The sequence below is a fragment of the Halomonas sp. NCCP-2165 genome (assembly GCF_023708045.1).
In the GTDB taxonomy this organism is placed as follows: Bacteria; Pseudomonadota; Gammaproteobacteria; order Pseudomonadales; family Halomonadaceae; genus Bisbaumannia; species Bisbaumannia pacifica.
This window is the reverse complement of record NZ_BRCY01000002.1, coordinates 165,071-188,160: the sequence shown is the minus strand read 5'-3', so window position 1 is coordinate 188,160 and position 23,090 is coordinate 165,071. Positions and strand designations below refer to the sequence as shown.

At 67.2% G+C, this 23,090-nt stretch carries 25 protein-coding genes and 2 tRNA genes; 20 read left to right on the top strand and 7 right to left on the bottom strand.

What is annotated here, in order from left to right:
- Positions 1–12 precede the first annotated feature (12 nt).
- The gene (locus NFU04_RS01915; protein WP_251307840.1) at positions 13–1,395 is read left to right on the top strand and encodes a class II fumarate hydratase; all 1,383 of its coding nucleotides are present in this window, start codon (positions 13–15) and stop codon (positions 1,393–1,395) included.
- A gap of 8 nt (positions 1,396–1,403) precedes the next feature.
- Here NFU04_RS01915 and NFU04_RS01910 read toward each other — a convergent pair whose 3' ends face one another.
- On the bottom strand, positions 1,404–2,210 hold the full coding sequence (locus NFU04_RS01910) for a DeoR/GlpR family transcriptional regulator (RefSeq protein ID WP_251307839.1): 807 nt from the start codon (positions 2,208–2,210) through the stop codon (positions 1,404–1,406).
- A gap of 221 nt (positions 2,211–2,431) precedes the next feature.
- On the opposite strand from NFU04_RS01910, the gene NFU04_RS01905 reads away from it, so the two are divergent.
- A tRNA-Val gene (locus NFU04_RS01905) sits at positions 2,432–2,508 on the top strand.
- 17 nt (positions 2,509–2,525) lie between these two features.
- A tRNA-Val gene (locus NFU04_RS01900) sits at positions 2,526–2,602 on the top strand.
- Between the two features lie 214 nt (positions 2,603–2,816).
- Here NFU04_RS01900 and NFU04_RS01895 read toward each other — a convergent pair.
- The 4 genes from NFU04_RS01895 to NFU04_RS01880 all read right to left on the bottom strand — a co-directional run bounded on the left by NFU04_RS01895 (position 2,817) and on the right by NFU04_RS01880 (position 5,894).
- Positions 2,817–3,278: a GAF domain-containing protein gene (locus NFU04_RS01895; protein WP_459382057.1), complete on the bottom strand. Its 462-nt coding sequence runs from the start codon at positions 3,276–3,278 to the stop codon at positions 2,817–2,819.
- Between the two features lie 66 nt (positions 3,279–3,344).
- On the bottom strand, positions 3,345–4,166 hold the full coding sequence (locus NFU04_RS01890; protein WP_251307837.1) for a MetQ/NlpA family ABC transporter substrate-binding protein: 822 nt from the start codon (positions 4,164–4,166) through the stop codon (positions 3,345–3,347).
- A 50-nt stretch (positions 4,167–4,216) separates the two neighbouring features.
- A complete protein-coding gene (locus tag NFU04_RS01885) occupies positions 4,217–4,870 on the bottom strand; it encodes a methionine ABC transporter permease (protein ID WP_251307836.1) in 654 nt (217 codons plus the stop codon).
- Positions 4,851–5,894, bottom strand: a complete 1,044-nt coding sequence (locus NFU04_RS01880) for a methionine ABC transporter ATP-binding protein (RefSeq protein ID WP_251307866.1) — start codon at positions 5,892–5,894, stop codon at positions 4,851–4,853. Before NFU04_RS01880 ends, NFU04_RS01885 begins: the two co-directional genes overlap by 20 nt.
- A 544-nt stretch (positions 5,895–6,438) precedes the next feature.
- On the opposite strand from NFU04_RS01880, the gene NFU04_RS01875 reads away from it, so the two are divergent.
- The 7 genes from NFU04_RS01875 to NFU04_RS01845 all read left to right on the top strand — a co-directional run bounded on the left by NFU04_RS01875 (position 6,439) and on the right by NFU04_RS01845 (position 12,476).
- Positions 6,439–7,071: a riboflavin synthase subunit alpha gene (locus NFU04_RS01875; protein WP_251307835.1), complete on the top strand. Its 633-nt coding sequence runs from the start codon at positions 6,439–6,441 to the stop codon at positions 7,069–7,071.
- Between the two features lie 198 nt (positions 7,072–7,269).
- Positions 7,270–8,574 (top strand): NCS2 family permease, encoded by a 1,305-nt coding sequence (locus NFU04_RS01870; protein ID WP_251307834.1) that lies wholly within the window; start codon positions 7,270–7,272, stop codon positions 8,572–8,574.
- 8 nt (positions 8,575–8,582) lie between these two features.
- Entirely contained in the window at positions 8,583–9,128 is a 546-nt protein-coding gene (locus tag NFU04_RS01865; protein WP_146804383.1) for an adenine phosphoribosyltransferase, read from the top strand.
- 36 nt (positions 9,129–9,164) lie between these two features.
- Positions 9,165–9,656: a xanthine phosphoribosyltransferase gene (gene gpt / locus NFU04_RS01860; protein ID WP_251307833.1), complete on the top strand. Its 492-nt coding sequence runs from the start codon at positions 9,165–9,167 to the stop codon at positions 9,654–9,656.
- Between the two features lie 73 nt (positions 9,657–9,729).
- The gene (gene ung / locus NFU04_RS01855; RefSeq protein WP_251307832.1) at positions 9,730–10,434 is read left to right on the top strand and encodes a uracil-DNA glycosylase; all 705 of its coding nucleotides are present in this window, start codon (positions 9,730–9,732) and stop codon (positions 10,432–10,434) included.
- A gap of 95 nt (positions 10,435–10,529) precedes the next feature.
- Complete coding sequence (gene upp, locus NFU04_RS01850) at positions 10,530–11,159, top strand: uracil phosphoribosyltransferase (RefSeq protein ID WP_251307831.1); 630 nt, start codon at positions 10,530–10,532, stop codon at positions 11,157–11,159.
- Positions 11,160–11,234: 75 nt separating this feature from the next.
- Complete coding sequence (locus tag NFU04_RS01845; protein WP_251307830.1) at positions 11,235–12,476, top strand: uracil-xanthine permease family protein; 1,242 nt, start codon at positions 11,235–11,237, stop codon at positions 12,474–12,476.
- A gap of 266 nt (positions 12,477–12,742) precedes the next feature.
- Here the strand turns inward: NFU04_RS01845 and NFU04_RS01840 are convergent, their stop codons facing one another.
- On the bottom strand, positions 12,743–13,324 hold the full coding sequence (locus tag NFU04_RS01840) for a cupin domain-containing protein (RefSeq protein WP_251307829.1): 582 nt from the start codon (positions 13,322–13,324) through the stop codon (positions 12,743–12,745).
- 235 nt (positions 13,325–13,559) lie between these two features.
- Between NFU04_RS01840 and mobA the strand changes: the two genes are divergently transcribed.
- The 7 genes from mobA (at position 13,560) to NFU04_RS01805 (ending at position 18,756) form a co-directional block, all read left to right on the top strand.
- The gene (mobA, locus tag NFU04_RS01835) at positions 13,560–14,198 is read left to right on the top strand and encodes a molybdenum cofactor guanylyltransferase MobA (RefSeq protein WP_251307828.1); all 639 of its coding nucleotides are present in this window, start codon (positions 13,560–13,562) and stop codon (positions 14,196–14,198) included.
- Positions 14,185–14,766, top strand: coding sequence for a molybdopterin-guanine dinucleotide biosynthesis protein B (gene mobB / locus NFU04_RS01830; protein ID WP_251307827.1), 582 nt, complete (start codon positions 14,185–14,187; stop codon positions 14,764–14,766). The genes mobA and mobB overlap by 14 nt, the downstream gene beginning before the upstream one ends.
- Entirely contained in the window at positions 14,763–16,010 is a 1,248-nt protein-coding gene (moeA, locus tag NFU04_RS01825; protein WP_251307826.1) for a molybdopterin molybdotransferase MoeA, read from the top strand. Before mobB ends, moeA begins: the two co-directional genes overlap by 4 nt.
- 13 nt (positions 16,011–16,023) lie before the next feature.
- Entirely contained in the window at positions 16,024–16,824 is an 801-nt protein-coding gene (gene moaC / locus NFU04_RS01820; protein WP_251307825.1) for a cyclic pyranopterin monophosphate synthase MoaC, read from the top strand.
- Between the two features lie 2 nt (positions 16,825–16,826).
- Complete coding sequence (moaE, locus tag NFU04_RS01815) at positions 16,827–17,282, top strand: molybdopterin synthase catalytic subunit MoaE (protein ID WP_251307865.1); 456 nt, start codon at positions 16,827–16,829, stop codon at positions 17,280–17,282.
- Positions 17,279–18,271 (top strand): GTP 3',8-cyclase MoaA, encoded by a 993-nt coding sequence (moaA, locus tag NFU04_RS01810; RefSeq protein ID WP_251307824.1) that lies wholly within the window; start codon positions 17,279–17,281, stop codon positions 18,269–18,271. Before moaE ends, moaA begins: the two co-directional genes overlap by 4 nt.
- Positions 18,272–18,468: 197 nt before the next feature.
- Positions 18,469–18,756: an H-NS family histone-like protein gene (locus tag NFU04_RS01805; protein WP_251307823.1), complete on the top strand. Its 288-nt coding sequence runs from the start codon at positions 18,469–18,471 to the stop codon at positions 18,754–18,756.
- A 69-nt stretch (positions 18,757–18,825) separates the two neighbouring features.
- Here NFU04_RS01805 and NFU04_RS01800 read toward each other — a convergent pair whose 3' ends face one another.
- On the bottom strand, positions 18,826–20,409 hold the full coding sequence (locus NFU04_RS01800) for a ribonuclease J (protein WP_251307864.1): 1,584 nt from the start codon (positions 20,407–20,409) through the stop codon (positions 18,826–18,828).
- Between the two features lie 233 nt (positions 20,410–20,642).
- Here NFU04_RS01800 and purU point away from each other — a divergent pair, with 233 nt between their 5' ends.
- From purU to NFU04_RS01785, 3 genes are all read left to right on the top strand, one after another.
- Complete coding sequence (gene purU / locus NFU04_RS01795) at positions 20,643–21,497, top strand: formyltetrahydrofolate deformylase (protein ID WP_251307822.1); 855 nt, start codon at positions 20,643–20,645, stop codon at positions 21,495–21,497.
- A 9-nt stretch (positions 21,498–21,506) separates the two neighbouring features.
- Positions 21,507–22,178 (top strand): energy-coupling factor ABC transporter permease, encoded by a 672-nt coding sequence (locus NFU04_RS01790; protein WP_251307821.1) that lies wholly within the window; start codon positions 21,507–21,509, stop codon positions 22,176–22,178.
- 250 nt (positions 22,179–22,428) lie between these two features.
- The gene (locus NFU04_RS01785; protein ID WP_251307820.1) at positions 22,429–23,013 is read left to right on the top strand and encodes a TMEM165/GDT1 family protein; all 585 of its coding nucleotides are present in this window, start codon (positions 22,429–22,431) and stop codon (positions 23,011–23,013) included.
- Positions 23,014–23,090: the final 77 nt, after the last annotated feature.

Genomic DNA, 23,090 nt, shown 5'->3' with positions numbered 1-23,090 from the left:
GAGGAGGGGGAGATGAGCCGCACCCGTATCGAACGTGACAGCATGGGCGAGTTGCATGTGCCGGCGTCGGCCCTCTACGGGGCCCAGACCCAGCGGGCGATCAATAACTTCCCGATCAGTGGTCAGCCCATGCCCCTGGCCTTTATCCGGGCGGTGGCGCGCATCAAGGCCGCCTGCGCCCGGGTCAATGCCGACCTGGGGCTGCTCGACCCGCCCCGGGCCGAGGCGATTGGCGAGGCCGCCGAGGCGATCCTGGCCGGCGACCACGATGACCAGTTTCCGGTGGACGTCTACCAGACCGGCTCCGGCACCTCCACCAATATGAATGTCAACGAGGTGATCGCCCATCTGGCCAGCCGCGATGGCCTGGAGGTGCGCCCCAATGATCATGTCAATATGGGGCAGTCCAGCAATGACGTCATTCCCACGGCGATCCATCTCGCGGCGGCGCTCGGGGTCCACGATGAGCTGCTGCCGGCCCTGGTGGGGCTGCGCGAGGCCATCGACACCAAGGCCGGGCAATTGCACGAGGTGATCAAGACCGGGCGCACCCACCTGATGGATGCCATGCCGGTGCGGATGGGCGACGAGCTGCGCGCCTGGTCGGCCCAGGTGGCGGCCAGCGAGGCACGTTTCGAGGGGGCTCAGGCGAGGCTATGCCGCCTGGCCCAGGGCGGCACCGCGGTGGGCAGCGGCATCAACGCCCCCCCCGAGTTCGCCGAACGGGTCGCCCGGGCGCTCTCCGAGACCACCGGCCTGGCGCTGAGGCCCGCGGAGAGCCACTTCGCGGCGCTGGCCTCCCAGGACGCCGCGGTGGAGCTCTCCGGCGCGCTGCGGGGCCATGCCTGCGTGGTGATGAAGATCAGCAATGACCTGCGCTGGATGAATTCGGGCCCCCTGGCCGGGCTCGGCGAGATCGAGCTCGAGGCCCTGCAGCCGGGCAGCTCGATCATGCCGGGCAAGGTCAATCCGGTGATTCCCGAGGCCGCCGCCATGGCCGCCGCCCAGGTGATCGGCCTGGATGGGGCGGTGACCCTGGCCGGGCAGAGCGGCAACTTTCAGCTCAATGTGATGTTGCCGCTGATCGCCAATAACCTGTTGTCCGGGATCCAACTGATGAGCAACGCCAGTCGCCTGCTCGGCGAGCGGGCCATCGCCGGCTTCCGGGTGCGCGAGACGAGCCTGGCCGAGCCCCTGGCCCGCAATCCCATCCTGGTGACCGCCCTCAATTCGGTGATCGGCTACGATGCCGCGGCGGCCATCGCCAAGCGGGCCTACCGGGAAGGGCGGCCGATCCTCGAGGTGGCCGAAGAGGCCACCAACCTCCCCCGGGAGGAGCTGGAACGGCTGCTGGATCCGGCCAGGCTGGCCGATGGGGGGCTCCCCGGGGCCTGAACTCGGGGTCAGGCCTCGCCGGCCTGGGCCGGTGAGGCGGGGTCGCTTTGCTCATCACCGGCGATATGCAGCGCCACATCGTGGCTGGCCATCAGCTGGCAGACGGCCTGGGGCGGCCGGCGGTCGGTAAAGAGGGCGTCGATCTGGGTGATGCGGCCCTGGCGGACCACGGCGTTGCGGTGGAACTTGGAGTGGTCGGCGATCAGGTAGACCTGGCGGGAGTTATGAATGATCGCCTGGGCCACCCGCACCTCCTGATAGTCGAACTCCAGCAGGGAGCCATCCTCGTCGATGCCGCTGATGCCGATGATGCCGTAGTCCACCTTGAACTGATTGATGAAATCGATGGTCGCCTCGCCGATGATGCCGCCGTCCCGGGAGCGCACCTGACCGCCGGCGATGATCACATTGAAATCCTCCTTGTGCTGGAGGATGGCCGCCACATTGAGGTTGTTGGTGATCACTTCCAGCCCCTGGTGGTCGAGCAGGGCCTCGGCCACCACCTCGTTGCTGGTGCCGATATTGATAAACAGCGAGGCGCGATCGGGGATCTTGCCGGCCAGCAGGGCGGCGATGCGCCGCTTGGCGTCCAGGTTGAGGGTCTTGCGGGTCTGATAGGCGGTGTTCACCGTGCTCGACTCCAGGCCGGCACCGCCGTGGACGCGGCGTACCAGGCCCTCATCGGCCAGGGCATTGAGGTCGCGGCGAATCGTCTGGGGCGTGACGCCGAACTCCTGGGTCAGCTGCTCGATGGAGGCGTAGCCCTGACGCTTGATCAGGCTCAGGATGGCGTCGTGTCGCTTGTGCGGAATCATGGCATCGTCGCTGTCGGTCGTTGGGCGGCATGGCGCCACTATATTAGCAAGCTTGGCGGCATTGGTGAGCGGGGGAGGGCCGTGCCTGGCCGGACGCTATCACCATTTGGGGCCCAACTGCCTGATCGTAGAGATTTTTTATTCCGGGGCTTGCATTTTGTCGGCGACTGCGTAGAATACGCATCCGTTGCCGAGGCAAGTCCCCGGCGGCAGCGAGACGTAGGACCATAGCTCAGTTGGTTAGAGCGCCACGTTGACATCGTGGAGGTCAGCGGTTCAAATCCGCTTGGTCCTACCAAGTATCGCACCAGTTTCAGGACCATAGCTCAGTTGGTTAGAGCGCCACGTTGACATCGTGGAGGTCAGCGGTTCAAATCCGCTTGGTCCTACCAGATCGCGACGCCCCGTGACTTCGGTTACGGGGCGTTTTCGTATGGGCGAAGAAGATCTCGTATAAACGAGGGGCCGGCCTCGAAGGGCCGGCCGAGATCGCTCGACGAGGCGGTGCGGTGGCGCTAGAGGCGCTCCGGGTCGCTATGCGCCTGGGAGCTGGAGGGTCGCCACCAGGGCCTCGACCCCTGTCTGGTTGTTCGTGGGGTGGGCTCCTTAGAGCCGTTCCAGATCGGTCTGTGCCTGGAAGATCGCCACCAGGGCCTCGATCCCTGTCTGGTCCTGCGGGGTAAAGCGCCCCTGGCGGGGACTATCCAGGTCGAGCACGCCCCATACCTCGCCGTCGTGGAGGATGGGAACCACCAGCTCGGCCCGGGAGGCGCTGTCGCAGGCGATATGATCGGCCACGGCGTGGACGTCGTCGATGCGCTGGGTCGCGCGGCTGCGCGCCGCGGCGCCGCAGACACCCTGGCTGAAGGGGATCGGGGTGCAGGCCGGCTTGCCCTGGAAGGGTCCCAGCACCAGGGTCTGGGGGCGGCGCTGCAGGTAGAAGCCGGCCCAGTTGAGGTCGGGGACCTCCTGCATCAGGAAGGCGCAGGTCTGGGCGCAGTTGGTCAGGGGGTCGCGCTCGTCGAGCAGGGCGGCCAGCTGGCGCCCCAGCAGGGCATAGTCACTCATCATTTATCTCCTGAAACGCCAGGGCCGACCCCGCTGGGGTCGGCCCTGGGCGCCTGGCGGTGGGGATTACTCCCAGCCGGGTACCGCGCCGCCGTCGAACAGCTCCAGGGCCTTCTCGGCCACCTCGTCGCTCTGGTAGGCGGAGACCAGTTGTTGAATCTCCTCGCGCTCCTGGTCGCCGGCACGCACCGCGATCAGGTTGACATAGGGCGATTCCGGGCCCTCGCGGAGCAGGGCGTCTTCCAGCTGCAGGCCGGCGGGCTGGGCGAAGGTGTTGTTGATAAAGGCCAGGTCCACGTCCGGCAGGACCCGCGGCAGCTGTGCCGCCTCGATCTCGCGGAATTCGAAACCCTGGGGGTTGTCCACCACGTTGACCGGGGTGGCCTCGAGGTTCTCCGGGTCGTCCAGGGTGATCAGGCCGCTGTTGTGCATCAGGATCATCGCCCGGCCGCCGTTGGTGGGGTCGTTGGGCAGGGCGATCAGCGCGCCCTCCGGCAGGGCCTCGATGCTGTCGTGCTTCTCGGAGTAGGCGCCGATCGGGTAGACGAAGGTGTAGCCGGCGACGGCCAGGTCGTAGCCGCGGTCCTCGATCATGCTGTTGAGGTAGGGCGCATGCTGGAAGGCGTTGGCATCCAGGCTGCCGTCGGCCAGGGCGGCATTCGGGGAGACGTAGTCGGTGAACTCGATGATCTCCACGTCCAGGTCGTAGCGCTCCTTGGCCAGGTTGACCGCCACTTCCATGACCTCGGATTCCGGGCCGGACATGGTGCCCACCTTGATGCTGCGGGTCTCGGCGTCGTCGCTGCCGCAGCCGGCCAGCAGGGTGCTGCCGAGCAGGGTGGCGCCGGCCAGGGTCGGGCGCAGCCAGCGGGTCAGGGATGCTTGCATGGTCTGTCTCTCCTTGAGTGCCAGGGAAAAGCCGGCGGACCGGCGGGGGATTACTTGTGGTTGGTGCGGCGCACCAGGGCATCGCCGAGGCTCTGGAAGCCCTGCACCATGACCACCAGGATCGCCACGGTGATCAGCATCACCAGGGGATCGAAGCGATTGTAGCCGTAGCGGATGCCCAGATCGCCCAGGCCGCCGCCGCCCACGGCGCCGGCCATGGCGGAGTAGCTGACCAGGGTCACCACGGTGATGGTCAGGCCGGTGATGATGCCGCCCCTGGCCTCCGGCAGCAGCACCTTGGTGATGATCTGGTAGGGGGTGGCGCCCATCGACTGGGCGGCCTCCACCAGGCCCGGAGGAATCTCGTTGAGCGAGCCTTCCACCAGGCGCGCCACGAAGGGGATGGCGGCCACGGTCAGCGGGACGATGGCGGCATTGGTGCCGATGGAGGTGCCGACGATCACCCGGGTGAAGGGGATGATCGCCACCATCAGGATGATAAAGGGCACCGAGCGACCGACATTGGTGGCTATGCCCAGCACCTGGTTGAGCAGCGGCCGGGCGAGGATCTGCCCCGGGCGGGTCACGTAGAGCAGCACCCCCAGGGGAACGCCCAGCAGGGCGGCGATCACCCCGGAGATGCCCACCATATAGAGGGTGTCGAGGGTCGCCTCGAGAATCAGTTCAAGCATCGCGCTGGACATGGCCGAGCACCTCCACGTCGAGATCATGGGTTTCGAGATAGGCGATGGCCCGGGCGGTCTCCTCCGCGCCGCCGATCAGCTCGGCGATCATCAGCCCCAGGGTGCGTTCCTGGATCGACTCCACCTTGGCCTCGAGGATGCTGACATCGATGCCGCACTCCCGGGCCAGCCGCGAGATCAGCGGCGTGGCGACGGCGTCGCCGCCGAAGGCCAGGCGCACCACCGGATGGGTGTGCGCCCCGGGGTCGGGCTCCAGGCGTTCCACCAGGGCCGCCGGCGGCTCCAGCTCCAGGAAGTCGTTGAGGAAGTGGCGCCCCAGCTCGGTGCGCGGCGCGGTGAAGAAGTCCCCCACCTCGGCCTCTTCGACCAGCTCGCCGCCGGAGATCAGGCCGACCCGGTGGCAGATGCGCTTGACCACTTCCATCTCGTGGGTGATCAGCAGGATGGTCAGCCCCAGGCGCCGATTGATGTCCTGCAGCAGGTCGAGGATGGCGCCGGTGGTGTGGGGGTCCAGTGCCGAGGTGGCCTCGTCGCAGAGCAGAACCTTGGGACGACTGGCCAGCGCGCGGGCGATGGCCACCCGCTGCTTCTGGCCGCCGGAAAGCTGGGAGGGGTACTGGTCGCGCTTGTCGGCCAGGCCGACCAGGTCCAGCAGGGGGGCGACCCGCTCGCGGATCTCGGTCTTGCTCACGCCCATCAGCTCCAGGGGCAGGGCCACATTGGCAAAGACGCTGCGCGAGGAGAGCAGGTTGAAGTGCTGGAAGATCATGCCGATCTGGTGGCGGGCCTGGTTGAGGGCGGGGCCGCTCAGTTCGGTGAGCTCCTGGCCATCGACGCGAACGCTGCCGGTGGAGGGGCGCTCCAGCAGGTTGACGCAGCGAATCAGCGTCGACTTGCCGGCCCCGGAGAGGCCGATCACGCCATGAATGGCGCCCTCGGGGACCTCCAGGTCGATGGTCTTCAGGGCCTGGACGGCGCCTGGGCCGCTGCCGTAGGTCTTGGAGAGATTGCTGAGCTTGATCATGGGTCCCGTGGACTGGGTGGGGGCGCCGGGGCGGGCGAGCAGTCGCAGGGCAAAAAAAAGGCCACCCTGACGGGTGGCCATCAACGCTGGACACACCCTTTTAGCTGCACTTACCACCTCTCCGAGGAGGGGTGGCGGCGCCCGCAATCCGGGTACAAATCGGCGCCTGAAATGAATGAGCGAATGCTAGTGGTAATTGAATGGGCTGTCAACGACTCGGCGGGCCAAGTTACGGCGGATGACGCTTATCTGTAGAAAATCTTGCTGCCAACCGTGGGGGGCTCCAAGGAATCCGGTAAGGGAAGCACCGCACAACTGTCTGCACGGGCGAATCGCTGCGTTACGCGCTGCTCAAAATCCTCACCTATACCCCATAGGCTCCGGTTTCTGCGCTGCGGGCGCCTTGCGCTTCACACCGCTCGCCGATTTGTTCAGCGCTTCCTAAGTTGCCGGGGGTGGCGCGGCGGCCAAACGGGGCTGGTAAACTAGCGCTTCAATTGACGGCCGCGATGGCCGCCCCCATCACCCAGGTTCGGGAGTCGAGATGTTTACTGGAATCGTACAGGGCACCGCCACGCTGGTCGAGGTCATCGAGAAGGAGGCCTTTCGCACCCATGTGGTGGCGTTGCCGGCGGAGTTGCGCAAGGGACTGGCCCTGGGCGCCTCGGTGGCCCACAACGGCGTCTGCCTGACGGTGACCGCCATCGACGGCGAGCGGGTTAGCTTCGACCTGATGCGCGAGACCCTGCGCCTGACCAACCTCGGCGATCTGGCGGTGGGGGAGAGCGTGAATATCGAGCGGGCCGCCCGCTTCGGCGACGAGATCGGCGGCCACGCCATGTCCGGGCATGTGATCTGCATGGCCGAACTGAGCGCCATCGAGGAGGCGCCCAACAATCGTCGGCTGTGGTTCCGGCTGCCCGAGGCCTATGGGCGTTTCCTCTTCGACAAGGGCTATATCGGCGTGGATGGCATCAGCCTGACCATCGGCGAGGTGCGCCAGGAGGCGGGCGGGCCGAGCTTCTGCGTCAACCTGATTCCCGAGACCCTGAGTCGCACCATCCTGGGGGGACGCGGCGTCGGCGACCGGGTCAATATCGAGATCGATCCCCAGACCCAGGCGATCGTCGAGAGCGTGGAGCGTATCCTGGCCGCGCGCCAGGCCCCGGGCGCTTGACCGGGTCGTCAAGTCTGCGTTTGTGGCCTGGGATGGCGCCCGCCGCGGGCATTGTTTATACCTGTATAACGCCGGAAAACCTGGCCGATACCGGCGGTGGCTGACGAGCATTTGCATCTCGCGTCGGGCCACCGCTTTGGGTAGTATGTGCGGCTTTTCCGCCTCTTGACCACTTACGCAAGCGCACGGGGCCCTCCGATGCTGAAACGATTGCTGGACAACCACTTCAAGCTCAGCGAGCACCACACCACGGTTCGCACCGAGGTCATCGCCGGGATCACTACCTTCCTGACCATGGCCTATATCATCTTCGTCAATCCGAGCATTCTCTCGGAGACGGGGATGGATTACGGGGCGGTCTTCGTGGCCACCTGCCTGGCGGCGGCCATCGGCTCACTGATCATGGGGGTGTGGGCCAATTACCCCATCGCCCAGGCGCCGGGCATGGGCCTCAACGCCTTCTTTACCTATGGCGTGGTGCTGGGCATGGGTTACACCTGGGAGGCGGCCCTCGGTGCGGTCTTCTTCTCCGGTTTCACCTTCCTGCTGCTGAGCATCTTCAAGGTGCGCGAGTGGATCATCAACTCCATTCCGCTCTCCCTGCGCCTGGGGATCGCCGCCGGTATCGGCCTCTTCCTGGCGATGATCGCGCTGAAGAATGCCGGCATCGTGGTGGCCAATCCGGCCACCTATGTGGCCCTGGGGGACATGACTCAGCCGTCGGCCCTCTATGCGCTGCTGGGCTTCTTCGTGATCACCGCCCTGGCCTATCTCCAGGTCACCGGGGCGGTGATGATCGGCATCCTGGGGATCACGATCCTGGCCATGGTGCTGGGGCATAACGACTATGCCGGCCTGATGTCGATGCCGCCGTCCATCGCGCCGACCTTTATGGCGCTGGATCTGGCCGGGGCCTTCGACGTGGCCATGCTCAGCGTGATCTTCGCCTTCCTCTTCGTCGACCTCTTCGACACCTCCGGCACCCTGGTGGGGGTGGCCCATCGCGGCGGCCTGCTGGACAAGGATGGCAAGCTGCCGCGCCTCAATCGGGCGATGATCTCCGACAGCAGCGCCTCCATGGCCGGCGCCTTCCTGGGCACCTCCACCACCACCAGCTATATCGAGTCCACCGCGGGCATCGCCTCCGGCGGGCGCACCGGCCTGACCGCCGTGGTGGTGGCGATCCTCTTCCTGGTGAGCCTGTTCTTCGCGCCCCTGGCCGGCTCGATTCCCGCCTATGCCACCGCCGGGGCCCTGCTCTATGTGGCCTCGCTGATGGCCGGCAGCCTGGCTCACGCCAACTGGGAGGACGCCACCGAGGCGGCCCCGGTGCTGATCGCCGCCCTGGCCATGCCGCTGACCTTCTCGATTGCCGAGGGCATCGCCCTGGGCTTTATCAGCTATGTGGCCATCAAGGCCCTGTCCGGTCGCTTCCAGGACCTCAACCCGGCGGTGGTGATCCTGGCGCTGCTGTTCGCCCTGAAATTCCTCTTCCTCGATTGAGAGAGCCGATGAGCATCTACGGTGATTACATCAAATCGGTGATTCGCACCGTCCCCGACTGGCCGCAGCCGGGGGTCAACTTCCGCGATATCACGCCGCTGCTGCAGAACAGCGCCGCCTTTCGCAAGCTGATCGACAGCTTCGTGCATCGCTATCAGGAGATGGATCTGGACGCCATCGCCGCCATCGATGCGCGGGGCTTTATCATCGGCGCGCCCCTGGCCTATGAGCTCGGCTGCAGCTTCGTGCCGGTGCGCAAGAAGGGCAAGCTGCCGTTTCGTACCGTCAGCGAGACCTATACCCTGGAGTATGGCCAGGCCGAGGTGGAGCTCCACGCCGATGCCTTCCGGGCCCATGATCGCATCCTGATCATGGACGACCTGATCGCCACCGGCGGCACCATGCTGGCCGCCGCCAAGCTGATCACCCGCTGCGGCGGTCAGGTGGTGGAGACCGCCACCATCATCGACCTGCCCGAGCTCGGCGGCTCCCAGAAAATTCGCGAGGCCGGCCATAATGTCTTCGCGGTCTGTTCCTTCACCGAGGACGAGTAACCTCGTCCTCTCCTCTGCTTTACCGGGTTATCGATCATGAGCGCCAACCGCTATCAGCAACACTTCACCGTCTCCTGGGATCAACTGCACCGGGACGTCCGAGCCCTCTGCCATCAACTGGTGGAGCGCGATTTCAAGGGCATCGTCGCCATTACCCGGGGCGGCTTGATTCCCGCCGCCCTGATCGCCCGGGAGCTCAACGTGCGCCTGATCGATACCGTCTGCATCAAGAGCTATGACCATATGGACCAGGGCGGCCTCGATGTGATGAAGGGCGTCGATCACGACGGCGATGGCTGGCTGCTGGTGGACGACCTGGTGGATACCGGCAAGACCGCCCGCAAGGTTCGCGAGATGCTGCCCAAGGCCCATTTCGTCACCGTCTATGCCAAGCCGGAGGGTCGCCCCCTGGTCGATCAGTGCCTCACCGAGGTGGCCCAGGACTGCTGGATCCAGTTCCCCTGGGACATGGGCATCGCCTATGTGCAGCCGCTGGTGGAGCAGGTGCGCAAGGACGACAATGCCTGAAGCTGCCTGCGGCGAGTCGGCGTCGGGTCGGCGCGCCGGGCCCGATCAAGCCGCTACCGAAGAGACCCCGTTGATGTCAGGATCCCCGCTTCCCGAGGACTGGAACCGCTTCCTGGGCCAGGAGCTCCAGGCAGCCTATATGCGGCAATTGCGCGACTTCCTCGCCGCCGAGAAGGCCGCCCGCAAGGTGATCTACCCGCATTCGCGTCACTGGTTTCGTGCCTTCGAGCTGACGCCGCTGGCCTCGGTGAAGGTGGTGATCCTGGGGCAGGATCCCTACCACGGGCCTGACCAGGCGCACGGGCTCTGCTTCTCGGTGCGTCCCGGGGTGCCGACGCCGCCCTCCCTGGTCAATATCTACAAGGAGCTGGCCGGCGACCTGGGGACGACGCCGGTCGATCACGGCTTCCTGGAGTCCTGGGCACGCCAGGGCGTGCTGATGCTCAACAGCGTCTTGACGGTGGAGCAGGGCAACGCCGGTGCCCACCGGGGGCGGGGCTGGGAGACCTTTACCGACCGCGCCATCGCCACCGTCAACGAGCAGTGCGAGGGGGTGGTCTTCCTGCTGTGGGGCAGCTATGCCCAGAAGAAGGCGGCCTTCGTCGATCGCGATCGCCACCTGGTGCTGCAGTCACCCCATCCATCGCCGCTCTCCGCCCACCGCGGCTTCTTCGGCCAGCGTCACTTCTCCCGGGCCAATGCCTTCCTCGAGGGACGCGGGCGGGGCGGCATCGACTGGCAGCTACCCGCCCGGCCACCCCAGGAGCTTTCGGCGTGACAGCCGGGCCGCCGTCGACGACCCTTAGTTCGACGGCACCAGGCGGCGCGCGCCGCCGCTTTCGATCCAACCATTGCTATCTTCAAGGGCCACCTATGAGCGTTCATGCCATCCAACACCCCCTGGTCAAGCACAAGCTGGGCCTGATGCGGGTCGCCGATATCAGTACCAAGAGCTTCCGTGAGCTGGCCGGCGAGGTCGCCAAGCTGCTGACCTATGAAGCCACCCAGGATCTGGAACTGGAGTCCATCGAGGTGCCGGGCTGGAGCGGCGAACCGCTGGCGGTGGAGCAGCTCAAGGGCAAGAAGGTCACGGTGGTGCCCATCCTGCGTGCCGGCCTGGGCATGCTGGACGGCGTCACCGACCTGATTCCCAGCGCGCGGATCAGCGTGGTGGGCCTCTATCGTAACGAAGAGACCCTGGAGCCGGTGCCCTATTTCGAGAAGTTCACCAACGATATCGCCGAGCGCCTGGCCATCGTCATCGATCCCATGCTGGCCACCGGCGGCTCCATGGTGGCGACCCTGGATATGCTCAAGGAGCGGGGTTGCCAGCAGATCAAGGTGATCGTGCTGGTGGCGGCGCCGGAGGGGATCGCCCGGGTCGAGGCCGCCCATCCCGACGTGGAGCTCTATACCGCGGCCGTCGACGAGCGCCTCGACGAGCACGGCTATATCGTGCCCGGCCTGGGCGATGCCGGCGACAAGATCTTCGGCACCCGCTGAGCCACTCTCGCCCCGAACGCCCTCGTCGCCCCCCTCGAGGGCGTTCTTGTATCCCCCGTCACTGGAGAGAACTGCATGAAGGAGTCCCTGACGGCCAGGCCGTCATCCCTCGATCTGCCTCGTACCCTGCTGACCGGCGCCCAGATGCTCTTCGTGGCCTTCGGCGCCCTGGTGCTGGTGCCCCTGCTGACCGGCCTCGACCCCAGCGTGGCGCTGTTTACCGCCGGGGTCGGCACCCTGGTCTTCCATGCGGTGACCCGGGCCACGGTGCCGGTCTTCCTGGCCTCGTCCTTCGCTTTCATCGCCCCCATTCAGGGGTCGGTGGCCAATTTCGGCATTCCCGCAACCCTGGGCGGCCTGCTGGTCGCCGGCCTGGTCTATGTGGCCATTTCCCAGGCGGTGCGCCTCAAGGGTACCGCCTGGCTGCATCGCCTGCTGCCGGCGGTGGTGGTGGGGCCGGTGATCATGGTGATCGGCCTGGCCCTGGCGCCGGTGGCGGTGAGCATGGCCAGCGGCGAGACCAGCGAGCAGATCGGCTACGGTCAGGCGATCACCCTGTCGATGATCAGCCTGCTGGTCACCCTGGTGCTGGCGGTGTTCGGCCGCGGCCTGCTGCGCCTGATTCCGATCATGGGCGGCATCGTCAGCGGTTATCTGCTGGGGCTGGCCATGGGGGTGATCGACTTCACGCCGGTGCGGGAGGCGGCCTGGGTGGCGATGCCGGCCTTTACCCTGCCGAGCTTTCACTGGGCGGCGATCCTGTTCATGATTCCGGTGGCCATCGCCCCGGCGGTGGAGCATATCGGCGATATGGTGGCCATCGGTTCGGTGACTCGCCACAACTACCTGGAGAAGCCGGGGCTGCACCGCACCCTGCTGGGGGATGGCCTGGCCACTTCCACGGCGGCCTTGTTCGGCGGCCCGCCCAATACCACCTACTCCGAGGTCACCGGGGCGGTGACCCTGACCCGCGCCTTCGATCCGCGGATCATGATGGTGGCCGCCGGGGTGGCCATCGTGCTGGCCTTCGTGGCCAAGCTGGGGGCCCTGTTGCAGACCATTCCGGCGCCGGTGATGGGGGGCATCATGACCCTGCTGTTCGGCTCCATCGCGGTGGTGGGCATGAATACCCTGGTGCGCGCCGGCCACTCCCTGACCGCGCCCCGCAATCTGGTGGTGATCTCGCTGATCCTGGTCTTCGGCATCGGCGGCATGCAGCTGGGCGGCGGGCAGTTTACCCTTCAGGGGGTGAGCCTGGCGGCCCTGGTGGGCATCGTCCTGAACTGGGTGCTGCCGCCGGCCAACGAAGAGGCGTAAGTATCCTGTCCCGGGCTCATTCGGAGTGGTGACGTCTCGTATCATTGAGGCCCGGGACTAGCCTGAGGGCAGGCACTGCGCGAAGACGCTGTGAACCCCTCCCTGGGCGCTCGACTTTTTCGTCCCTGAAAAAGACGCTTCGCTCCGGCCTGCCCCCAGCGCCCCTAAGCCATTCGCCTTATGGCGGTTTCGGTGATTTACGTGCGCGGGGTTCTCGCAGGCATGATGCTGCTCGGTGCCGCCGTCGGAGAAGGAGGGCGGCGGGCTCAGGCGTGATGCTGCTCGGTGCCGCCGTCGGAGAAGGAGGGCGGATTGTTCGCACTGACGATCACGCACTCGTTGTCGCTCTTGTTGCGGAAGCGGTGAGGCAGGCGGGAGTCGAAGTAGTAGGCATCGCCGGCGGTCAACAGCTGGACCTCGCCACCCACGGTGAGCTCGATGGTGCCGGAGATGATCACCCCGCCTTCTTCCCCCTCGTGCTCCAGCATCTCCTCGCCGGTATCGGCCCCCGGGGGATAGTGCTCATGGATGATCGACATGCTGCGGTTGGGGCGGCGCGCCCCCACCAGCTTCCAGGAGAGGGTGCCGTCGCCGATGTCGGTGAGCTCCTCGGCCCGATAGAAGACCTGTTCCTGGCTGAGCTCCTCGCCGGCGAAGAATTCGCTGATGGAGACCGGCAGCGCATCGAGAATCTTCTTCAGGGAGCTGACCGAGGGGCTGACGCTGTTCTGCTCGATCAGGGAGATGGTGCTGTTGGTCACGCCGGCCCGCTTGGCCAGTTCTCGCTGGGAGAGCTGGCGGGCCAGCCGCAACTGCTTGAGACGCTCGCCGACGTCGAATCCACCCATGGATTGGGGTCCTTATGTTGAAGATCTTTTACATAGCATACCCGGTTACGTGACCGAACTTAAGCGCCATGCGCCAGTGCGTGGATTTCACGGGAAAAGTCGTCTGCGGTGATGAGTCCAACGGTGCCATGGGGTAGGCTGAGGGCAGCAGTCCGTCGGCCGCGGGATGTCCTCCTGAGTGACTCCGGCCGATGGGCGCCTAGCCAGATGATGCCTTGGATGCTAAGTTGACCAAATGGACAAGTTTTCGCAGATACCCCCCCGCCAACTGATCACCGGCCTGATCCTGGCCGGCGGCCAGGGGCGGCGCATGGGCGGGCTCGACAAGGGGCTGGTGGAATTCGCCGGTCGCCCGCTGGTCGCCCATGCTCGCGCGCCCCTGGCGGGGCGGGTGGCCGAGTTGCTGATCAATGCCAATCGCCACCCGGCGGCCTATGCGGACTGGGCGGACCGGGTCGTCGCCGACCGCGAGTCCGGCTACCAGGGGCCGCTGATGGGCATCTGGAGCGGACTCTGTGCCGCGACCACGCCCTGGGTGCTCGTCGTGCCCTGCGACAGTCCCGGGCTTCCGCTGGACCTGCTCGAGCGGCTCTGGGCGGGGCGTGGCGAGGCGGCCATCGCCACCGCCTTCGATGGCCAGCGGGATCACCCGGTGGTGGCGTTGATCCGCCGTGACCTGGCCGACGACCTGGGCCAGGCGCTGGCCGCCGGCGAACGCAAGATCGACCGCTGGTATGCGCGTCACCCCTGGGTCCGGGTGCCCTTCAAGGAAGGGCCCGAGGCCTTCGCCAACCTCAATACCGAGGAGGAGCGGCGACGCCTGGAGGCGCGGCGCGCGGCCGGCGACCGGGAGGTGCCCCATGAGTCGCCTTGACCGAATTGGCTTCGCCGACGAGCCCCTGCCGCTGTTGGGCATCGCCGCCTGGAGCGGCACCGGCAAGACCACGCTGCTGGAGGCACTGCTGCCGCGGCTGGCCGAGCGTGGCCTGCAGGTGGCGGTGATCAAGCACGCCCATCACGAGTTCGAGGTGGATCGCCCCGGCAAGGACAGCCATCGCCTGCGCCAGGCCGGTGCCGCACCCATGCTGGTGGCCTCGCGGCGCCGGGTCGCCCTGATGTACGAGACGCCGGGGCAGGAGGAGCCGGAACTGCCCGAACTGATCGATCTGCTGCGCCCGCGTCGCCCCGACCTGGTGCTGGTCGAGGGTTTCAAGGCCTGGCCCTTACCCAAGCTGGAGTTGCATCGCCCCGAGCTCGGCAAGCCGCTGCTGGCCCCCCAGGATCCCTGGGTCCGGGCGGTGGCGAGCCCCGTGCCCCTGGCCCTGCCGGCGGCTGTCGAGGGGCTGGATCTCAACGATCACCGGGCGCTGGCCGACTGGGTGGCGGCCTGGCCGGCTCGCTGGCCCCAAGTCGCGCGCCCGGACGGGGAGGCGTCGCCATGAGCCTCTCCTGTTTCGATCTCGGCGAGCGCATGCTCGCGGTCGACGAGGCTCAGCGCCATCTCGAAGGCCTGGTCGCGGCGCCCCTGGCGAGCGAGTCCTGCCCCCTGGCCGAGCTGCCGGGGCGGGTGCTGGCCGATGCCATCCGCTCGCCCATCGACGTGCCCCAGAATACCAATGCCGCCATGGACGGCATCGCCCTGGCCTGGCCCGCCGCCGACGACACCCTGGCCCTGGTCGGGACGGTGCTGGCGGGAAGCCACGCCGAGCGTGGCCTGGCGGCGGGAGAGGCGGTGGCCATTACCACCGGTGCGCCCCTGCCGGCGGGGGCCGATACCGTGATCATGCAGGAGCAGTTGGCGTTCCCCGCCGGCGACCGGGTGAGGGTGACCCGCCCCGAGACGGTGCGTCGCGGCCAGCATGTGCGCCAGGCCGGCGAGGACGTGTCCCGCGGCAGCCTGGCCCTGGCCGCCGGCACCCGCCTGGGACCGGCCCAACTGGGCCTGCTGGCCTCCCTGGGGGTGGCCGAGGCGCGGGTCCATCGCCGCCCGCGGGTGGCGATCTTCTCCAGCGGCGACGAGGTCACGGCGCCCGGGACGCCGCTGCCCATGGCGGGCATCTATGATGCCAACCGCTACTCCCTGCGCGGCCTGCTCGACGGGCTCGGCTGCGAGCTCCTCGATCTGGGCATCCTGCCGGATGATCGCGAGACCATGGCCGCCGCCCTGAGCGATGCCGCTGCCCGGGCCGATATGGTGATCACCAGCGGCGGGGTCTCGGTGGGGCGTGCCGACTGGATCAAGGCGGCCCTCGGCGAGGTCGGCGAGCTGGGCTTCTGGCGCATCGCCATGCGCCCGGGGCGGCCCCTGGCCTGCGGCTGGCTGGGGCCGGAGCGTACTCCCTTCTTCGGCCTGCCCGGGAACCCGGTGGCGGTGATGGTCACCTTCCTGCAGTTCGTGCAGCCGGTGCTGCGCCGGCTGATGGGGCAGCCCGGGTGGCAGCCGCGGCGCCTCACCGCCCTGGCCGCCGCGCCCCTGGCCAGCCGTATCGGGCGGGTCGACTATCTGCGCGGCAGCTACCACAGTGACAGTCAGGGGCGACTCTGGGTGACCCCCACCGGCCGTCAGGGCTCGGGCATCCTCACCTCCATGGTGCGGGCCGACTGCCTGATCGAGGTGGACGCCGAACGCGAGGCGGTGGCCGAGGGCGAGCCGGTGACCCTGCAACTCCTCAACGATTTCAGCTAGACAGGAAACAGCCATGAGCCTGACCCATCTCAATGCCCGCGGTGAAGCCCATATGGTGGACGTGGCCGACAAGGGCGAGACCCGCCGCGAGGCGGTGGCCAGCGGATGTATCACCATGCGCCCCGAGACCCTGGCGCTGCTGGCACAGGGCGGGCTGCCCAAGGGCGACGTCCTGGCCACGGCGCGTATCGCCGGCATCCAGGCCGCCAAGCGCACCCATGAGCTGATTCCGCTCTGCCATGCGCTGCCGCTCTCCAAGGTGGCGATCGATTTCCACCTGAATGAGGCGGCCGCCTGCGTGGAGGTCACCGCCACCTGTCGCCTCAACGGCCGCACCGGGGTCGAGATGGAGGCCCTGACCGCGGTCTCGGTGGCCTGCCTGACCCTCTATGACATGTGCAAGGCGGTGGACAAGGCGATGCAGATCGAGGCGCTGCGGCTGGAGTCGAAGAGCGGCGGCCAGTCCGGCGACTACCGCCGCGGGGTGACGCCCCCCACGCCCATCGTCACCGGCAGCGGCGAGCCCGGGGTGGTGGCCCTGGGAGAGGCGGCCCAGGGGAGCCTGCTGAGGGTCAAGTGCCTGGCGGAGCTGCGCGAGCGCCTCGAGGTCAGCGAGGTGGAAATCGCCCTCGATGCGCTGCCCAGTGCCGATGTGGCCGGGCTCAAGGCGGCCCTCGAGGCGCGTGACGCCGGTTTCGCCCTGCTCAAGGAGGCGCGCATCCTGTGTGCCGTCAACCAGGTGATGGGGGGCGACGAGACGCCCCTGACCGAGGGCGATGAGGTGGCCTTCTTTCCGCCGGTGACGGGGGGGTGACGATGATTCGTGTGCAGCAGGCGCCCTTCGATGCCGGGGCGGAAATGGCGTCCTTGAGCGCGGGGCGTACCGATATCGGTGCCCTGGTCAGTTTCGTGGGTCAGGTGCGCGATTTCAATGAGCGTCCGGACGTCGAGGGGCTGACCCTCGAGCATTATCCCGGCATGACCGAGGCCGCCCTGGGCGAGATCGTCGCCGAGGCCGAGGCGCGCTGGTCCCTGCAAGGGGTGCGCCTGATCCACCGGGTGGGCCACCTGACGCCCGGCGACCCCATCGTCCTGGTGGTAGTGGCCAGTGCCCATCGCCGCGCCGCCTTCGAGGCCTGTGATTTCATCATGGACTACCTCAAGACCCGGGCGCCTTTCTGGAAGAAGGAACACACCGCCAGCGGTCATTACTGGGTGGCCGAGCGCCACAGCGACCACCAGGATGCCCAGCGCTGGGAGGAAACACCATGACCCCATCCCTGATCGATGACTTCGGCCGGCGGGTCGACTATGTGCGGCTCTCGGTCACCGACCGCTGCGACTTTCGCTGCGTCTATTGCATGAGCGAGGAGATGACCTTCCTGCCTCGGGCCCAGGTATTGACCCTGGAGGAGCTGGCCCAGGTGGCCCGGGCCTTCGTCGAGCTGGGCGTGGCCAAGATTCGTCTCACCGGTGGCGAGCCCCTGGTGCGGCGTGGCATCGATACCCTGGTGGAGGAGGTCGGGGCCCTGGATGGCCTCAGGGATTTCGCCATGACCACCAACGGGGCCGGGCTGCGTAAATGGGCGCCGGCACTGCGTCGCGGCGGCCTGGGGCGGCTCAATATCAGCCTCGACTCCCTGGATGCCGACAAGTTTCGCCGCCTGACCCGCACCGGTGACCTGCACAAGGTGATCGACGGCATTCATGCCGCTCAGGACGCCGGCTTTCGGGGAATCAAGCTCAATGCGGTGATCCTCAAGGGGCGCAACGACGACGAGGTGCTCGACCTGGTGGAGTTCGCCCGTCGCGAGTCTCTGGATATCAGCTTTATCGAGGAGATGCCCCTGGGGCAGGTCTCCGATCATGGTCGCGACGAGACCTACTGCTCCAGCGACGAGGTGCAGGCGCTGATCGAGGCGCGTTATCCCTTGACGCCGACCGCGGAGGTCACCCCGGGCCCCTCGCGCTATTTCCGCATGGCCGATCACGCCAGCCGCATCGGTTTTATCTCTCCCCATAGCCACAACTTCTGTGCCAGCTGCAACCGGGTACGTGTCACGGTGGAGGGGCGCTTACTGCTCTGCCTGGGCAATGAACACTCCGTGGATCTGCGGGCGGTACTGCGCCGCTATCCCAATGATCTGGAGCGACTCAAGGCGGCCATCGTGGCGGCCATGCCGCTCAAGCCGGAGCGCCATCACTTCACCACCGACGGTGACGTTCAGGTGGTGCGCTTTATGAACATGACCGGCGGTTAGGGGCGTCGACGGGGCTCGGGAAAGAGGAGACGGGGGAGGCCAAGGCCTCCCTTTTTCTTGCGCCAAGCAGAGGGAATTGCTCCTGTCATGGGCGGTTTTTCCACGGCCATATCGCTTGCTAAACCGTCATGGGCGCATATACTGCCAAGTTAGTAAGGCTATCAATCCCACCCAGTTTCCTGAAATGGAGGAGGCCAATGTCCGCCGAGTCTCTCGAAAAAATCGCTCGCAACAAGAATGTCGCCCGGGCCGCGGCGCGTCAGCTCAGCATGGAGCAGCTGCATAAGTTGGCCGAGGTGATCGGGGAAGTTATCGAGCAGAAGCAGGAAGATGAATTGCGTCGCGAGCAGGAAGAGGCGATGAAGGAGCGCAAGCTGGCCGAGATTCGCGAGGCGATCAACGAGGCGGGGCTCTCCCTGGACGACCTGGTCTCCGAACAGCCCAAGCGCCGGGGCCGTCCGCCGAAAAAGAAGTCGGGCTCCTGATTCCCGACGCGAGCATAGCGATCGATGAGACACCAAGGCGAGCCCCAGGCTCGCCTTGGTGTTTTTGGCTCAGTCGCCCTGGGGGTCGGCGGCGAAAAGCTGCAGGTGCAGGGCGACGGGGCGGCGCAGGTGATCCTGGAAATAGCGCAGCAGCCCCGGCTCCAGCTCGCCGCGCAGGGCCACCAGGGTCTCGCCGCCGGCCCGGGCCAGATGCTCATCCAGCCAGTCGCCGAAGGCCAGCTCGTCCAGGGGGAGCTCCTCCGGGGCGTCGAGCAGCAGGCGGCCGATGCGTGCCCAGCCTTGGCCCTCGCGGGGCAGCACCGGCAGGGCCAGGAACAGCGCCGGGTGGCGGGACGATGCCCCGCCGCTGCCCTTCGACGGGCGCGGGCCTCCGCCATGTTGGGGAACCAGGCAGGGAGGCTCGGGATGGCGGGCCTGGCGATGCAGGCCCTCGCCATCCAGGCGAATCAGGTCGCCGTTGCTGGGGATCAGCGGTGCCTCGATGCCCAGGCCCTCGGCCAGCCGCCGGTGGGCCTCCTGGTGGCGATGCTCGCCATGTACCGGCAGCAGGCGCCGCGGCCTGACCCAGTCGTAGAGGGCGGTAAGCTCGTCCTGGGCCGGGTGACCGGAGGCGTGCAGTTCGGGGTGGTCGCTCTCGTCGAGGATCGCTACGCCGAGCCGCTTGAGGCCCGCCTGCAGGCGCTCGATCAGCAGCTCGTTGCCGGGGATGGCCTTGGCGGAGAAGATCACGCTGTCGCCGGCCCCCAGTTCCAGGTGCGGATGACGCCCCATGGCGAGCCGGGAGAGGGCGGCCCGGGGCTCGCCCTGGCTGCCGGTGGCGATCACCAGCACCTCCTCGGGGGGCAGGTAGCCCAGGTCGCGGGTCGGCACCAGGGGCGGCAGATCGTCCAGGTAGCCCAGTCCCCGGGCCACCCCCACCATGCGCTCCATGGCGCGCCCCATCAGGCTGATGCGGCGACCGCAGCGGGCCCCGGCCCGGGCGATGGAGAGCACTCGGGCCAGGTTGCTGGCGAAGCAGCTCACCACCACTCGCCCCCGACAGTCGGGCAGCAGTCGCTCCAGGGCCTCGGCCACTTCGCCTTCGCTGCGCGAGTGGCCGGGCAGGGGGGCATTGGTGGAATCGCCCACCACCAGGTCCACCGGCGCCAGGGCGCGATAGAGGGCCTCGTCCACCGGCTCGCCGATCACCGGGGCCGGGTCGAGTTTCCAGTCGCCAGTATGCAGGATGCGCTGCTGCGGGGTGGTGATCAGCAGGGCGCAGCTCTCGGGGATGGAGTGGGTCAGCGGCAGCAGACGAAGGGTGAAGGGGCCGCTCTCGTAGGCTTCCCCCGGCTCGATCACCCGAATCGCCTCGCAGGCCAGGCCCTGTTCGACGAACTTGGCTCGCAGCAGGCCGGCGGCCAGGGGCGTGGCATAGATGGGGCAGCCCAGCTTGGGCCACAGCCAGGCGGCGGCGCCGATATGATCTTCGTGTCCGTGGGTGATGTAGAGCGCCTTGGGGCGGATGCCCAGAGTGGTCAAGGCCGCCAGGTTGGGCACCTGGAGGGGGGCGTCGGGGAGATCCTGGCGGATCATCATGCCGCAGTCCACGGCGATCCAGTGGTCGTCATGCCCGTAGAGGTTGAGGTTCATGCCGATCTCGCCACAGCCTCCCAGGGGCAGAAAATAGAGGGGTGGCTGGCTGCGGGGGCGGATCTGGACTCGAGGGCGTGACATGGGCAAGGCGATCGTCTGACGGAATCGTGCATCATACGGGAAGGGCGGCGGGGTCCACAATGCGGGCTCGGCGAGCGTGTTCCGCCGGGGCGGAATTGGTTACACTCTGCGTCCCTTATGGTTTGATTCTAAAGACGGATACGCTGTCCATGTCGCACTACTATCGCCTGGTGGTCTCCTGCCCGGACCGGGTGGGGATCGTCTCCCGAGTCTCCGGTTTTATCGCCAGCCAAGGCGGTTCCATCACCGAGGCCAACCAGCACTCGGACCTGGAGACCGGTCGCTTCTTTATGCGCTACGAGATCCAGGCCGACTCCATGCCGCTGGATGCCGACGGCTTCCGCGAGGCCTTCGCCCCCATCGCCGAAGAGTTCACCATGACCTGGGCGCTGACCGATACCGCCCGCCGGCGGCGGGTGGTGCTGATGGTCTCCCGGGCCTCCCACTGCCTGGTGGACCTGCTCTATCGCTGGACCGCCGGTGAGCTGGAGTGCGATATCCCCTGCGTGATCTCCAACCATGACGACCTGCGTGCCCTGGTGGAGTGGCACGGCATTCCCTATCACCATGTGCCGGTGGATCCCGTCGACAAGGCCGGCGCCTTCGCCGAGGTGGAGCGCCTGGTGGAGGCCGCCGAGGCGGACTCGGTGGTGTTGGCCCGCTATATGCAGATCCTGCCGCCGGGCCTCTGCGAGCGTTATGCCGGTCGGGTGATCAATATCCACCACAGCTTCCTGCCCTCCTTCGCCGGGGCCAAGCCCTACCATCAGGCCTATGAGCGGGGCGTCAAGCTGATCGGTGCCACCTGTCACTATGTGACCTCAGAGCTGGATGCCGGCCCCATCATCGAGCAGGACATCCATCGGGTCAGCCACTGCCATACCCCCCAGGATCTGGTGCGCTTCGGTCGCGACGTGGAGAAGGCGGTGCTGGCCCGGGGCCTGCGCTGGCACCTGGAGGATCGGGTGCTGATCCACGGCAACAAGACCGTGGTCTTCGCCTGAGGCGACACCATGACCTTCACCGAGACGCTCCTGGTCCCCTGGATACTGGTGGCCGGCTGGCTGCTGTCGGCGGCGGTGCTGGGGCTGGCCCTGACGCAGCGCCCCTGGCGGGCGCTGGTCGCCCGACCCGCCGCCCAGCATCGTCTGATGGCCGCCGCCGTGGCGGTGATGCTGCTCTGGCAACTGCGCGCCCAGGCGGTGGACTGGCTCTCCCTGCACTTGATGATGACGGCGTTGCTGACGCTGATGTTCAAGGCGCCGCTGGCGCTGCTGGTCAATCTGGCCGTCAATCTCGCCATGCTGGCGGTGGGCAAGGTGGCCTGGCCCCTGCTGGGGGTCAATGTGCTGGTCAGCGGAGTGGTGCCGGCCCTGGTGATGGTGTTGGCCTGGCGCCTGGTGGATCGCTGGCTGCCGGATAACCTGGCGGTCTTCCTGTTCCTCTGCGGTTTCTTTGGCAGCGCCCTCGCCACCCTGGCGTCGGGGCTCGGGGTGCTGGCGATCGTGGGCCTGGGCACCACCGATCCCCAGGCCTGGTTCCTGGCCACCGAATATGCCCGCTTCCTGCCGCTGCTGATGCCCTCCGAGGCCTTTATTACCGGCATGCTGCTTAGCCTGATGCTGGTCTATCACCCGGAGTGGGTGGCCACCTTCAACCGTCATCGCTATATCGACACCAAGTAGGGCGGGGCAGATAGGCCTTGGCGGCTATCGCCCAAGTGGCTATAGTGGCAGGCGTTTTGGGGGAGTAGTCACTTTCCCGCCGCCCCTGGGGCGGCCCCGGAGAAAGGCCGGTATCAACAGCTTTGGTCACCCTCGACCATGGTGCCGGCGGCCACGCCAGTGGCTCGACGAGACTCAGGACATGGGCGCTTCCGAGGCCGGCGGCGACCCGTGTTCTGTCTGTGCGAGCCGGCCGTGGAGTCCAGATCCCTTGGAAGCCCTGATCACCTCGACCCTGGCGGTGGGTCTCGCCGAGATCGGCGACAAGACCCAGCTTCTGGCCCTGCTGCTGGTGGCGCGCTTTTCTCGACCCTGGCCCATCTTCTGGGCGATTCTCCTGGCGACCCTGATCAATCACGGCGCCTCGGCCTGGCTGGGTGCCTCCCTCTCCGCCTGGATCGATGCCCAGTGGATGACCCTGGCGGTGGGCCTGGCCTGTGTCGCCATGGGCCTCTGGCTGCTGCGCCCCGATGATGACGATGGGCTGGATGCCGGCGCCCCGGGCCATGGCGTCTTCTTTACCTCCTTCGTGCTCTTCTTCCTGGCCGAGATCGGCGACAAGACGCAGATCGCCACCGTGTTGCTGGCGGCCCGCTTCGAGGCGGTGCTGGCGGTGACCCTGGGGACCACCCTGGGGATGCTGGCGGCCAATGCGCCGGTGCTGTGGCTGGGCGCGCGCTTCAGCGAGCGGCTGCCGGTGCGCCTGGTGCATCGGCTGGCCAGTGCGCTCTTTATCCTGCTGGGGCTCTGGGTGATGCTAGTCGAGGCGCGGGCCTGGGAACTGCTGCCCGCCTGAGCCGCAGGAGGGGCGGGTGCACTGAGGAGCGGCGTGGCGTTGTTTCAGGCACCATCTTCGAAGAGTGGCAGTTGGCG

Excerpts from the sequence above, each read along its gene's own strand:
- NFU04_RS01915 (WP_251307840.1), top strand. The coding sequence starts at position 13 with ATGAGCCGCACCCGTATCGAACGTGACAGCATGGGCGAGTTGCATGTG.
- NFU04_RS01910 (WP_251307839.1), bottom strand. The coding sequence starts at position 2,210 with ATGATTCCGCACAAGCGACACGACGCCATCCTGAGCCTGATCAAGCGT.
- NFU04_RS01895 (WP_459382057.1), bottom strand. The coding sequence starts at position 3,278 with ATGAGTGACTATGCCCTGCTGGGGCGCCAGCTGGCCGCCCTGCTCGAC.
- NFU04_RS01890 (WP_251307837.1), bottom strand. The coding sequence starts at position 4,166 with ATGCAAGCATCCCTGACCCGCTGGCTGCGCCCGACCCTGGCCGGCGCC.
- NFU04_RS01885 (WP_251307836.1), bottom strand. The coding sequence starts at position 4,870 with ATGTCCAGCGCGATGCTTGAACTGATTCTCGAGGCGACCCTCGACACC.
- NFU04_RS01880 (WP_251307866.1), bottom strand. The coding sequence starts at position 5,894 with ATGATCAAGCTCAGCAATCTCTCCAAGACCTACGGCAGCGGCCCAGGC.
- NFU04_RS01875 (WP_251307835.1), top strand. The coding sequence starts at position 6,439 with ATGTTTACTGGAATCGTACAGGGCACCGCCACGCTGGTCGAGGTCATC.
- NFU04_RS01870 (WP_251307834.1), top strand. The coding sequence starts at position 7,270 with ATGCTGAAACGATTGCTGGACAACCACTTCAAGCTCAGCGAGCACCAC.
- NFU04_RS01865 (WP_146804383.1), top strand. The coding sequence starts at position 8,583 with ATGAGCATCTACGGTGATTACATCAAATCGGTGATTCGCACCGTCCCC.
- gpt (WP_251307833.1), top strand. The coding sequence starts at position 9,165 with ATGAGCGCCAACCGCTATCAGCAACACTTCACCGTCTCCTGGGATCAA.
- ung (WP_251307832.1), top strand. The coding sequence starts at position 9,730 with ATGTCAGGATCCCCGCTTCCCGAGGACTGGAACCGCTTCCTGGGCCAG.
- upp (WP_251307831.1), top strand. The coding sequence starts at position 10,530 with ATGAGCGTTCATGCCATCCAACACCCCCTGGTCAAGCACAAGCTGGGC.
- NFU04_RS01845 (WP_251307830.1), top strand. The coding sequence starts at position 11,235 with ATGAAGGAGTCCCTGACGGCCAGGCCGTCATCCCTCGATCTGCCTCGT.
- NFU04_RS01840 (WP_251307829.1), bottom strand. The coding sequence starts at position 13,324 with ATGGGTGGATTCGACGTCGGCGAGCGTCTCAAGCAGTTGCGGCTGGCC.
- mobA (WP_251307828.1), top strand. The coding sequence starts at position 13,560 with ATGGACAAGTTTTCGCAGATACCCCCCCGCCAACTGATCACCGGCCTG.
- mobB (WP_251307827.1), top strand. The coding sequence starts at position 14,185 with ATGAGTCGCCTTGACCGAATTGGCTTCGCCGACGAGCCCCTGCCGCTG.
- moeA (WP_251307826.1), top strand. The coding sequence starts at position 14,763 with ATGAGCCTCTCCTGTTTCGATCTCGGCGAGCGCATGCTCGCGGTCGAC.
- moaC (WP_251307825.1), top strand. The coding sequence starts at position 16,024 with ATGAGCCTGACCCATCTCAATGCCCGCGGTGAAGCCCATATGGTGGAC.
- moaE (WP_251307865.1), top strand. The coding sequence starts at position 16,827 with ATGATTCGTGTGCAGCAGGCGCCCTTCGATGCCGGGGCGGAAATGGCG.
- moaA (WP_251307824.1), top strand. The coding sequence starts at position 17,279 with ATGACCCCATCCCTGATCGATGACTTCGGCCGGCGGGTCGACTATGTG.
- NFU04_RS01805 (WP_251307823.1), top strand. The coding sequence starts at position 18,469 with ATGTCCGCCGAGTCTCTCGAAAAAATCGCTCGCAACAAGAATGTCGCC.
- NFU04_RS01800 (WP_251307864.1), bottom strand. The coding sequence starts at position 20,409 with ATGAACCTCAACCTCTACGGGCATGACGACCACTGGATCGCCGTGGAC.
- purU (WP_251307822.1), top strand. The coding sequence starts at position 20,643 with ATGTCGCACTACTATCGCCTGGTGGTCTCCTGCCCGGACCGGGTGGGG.
- NFU04_RS01790 (WP_251307821.1), top strand. The coding sequence starts at position 21,507 with ATGACCTTCACCGAGACGCTCCTGGTCCCCTGGATACTGGTGGCCGGC.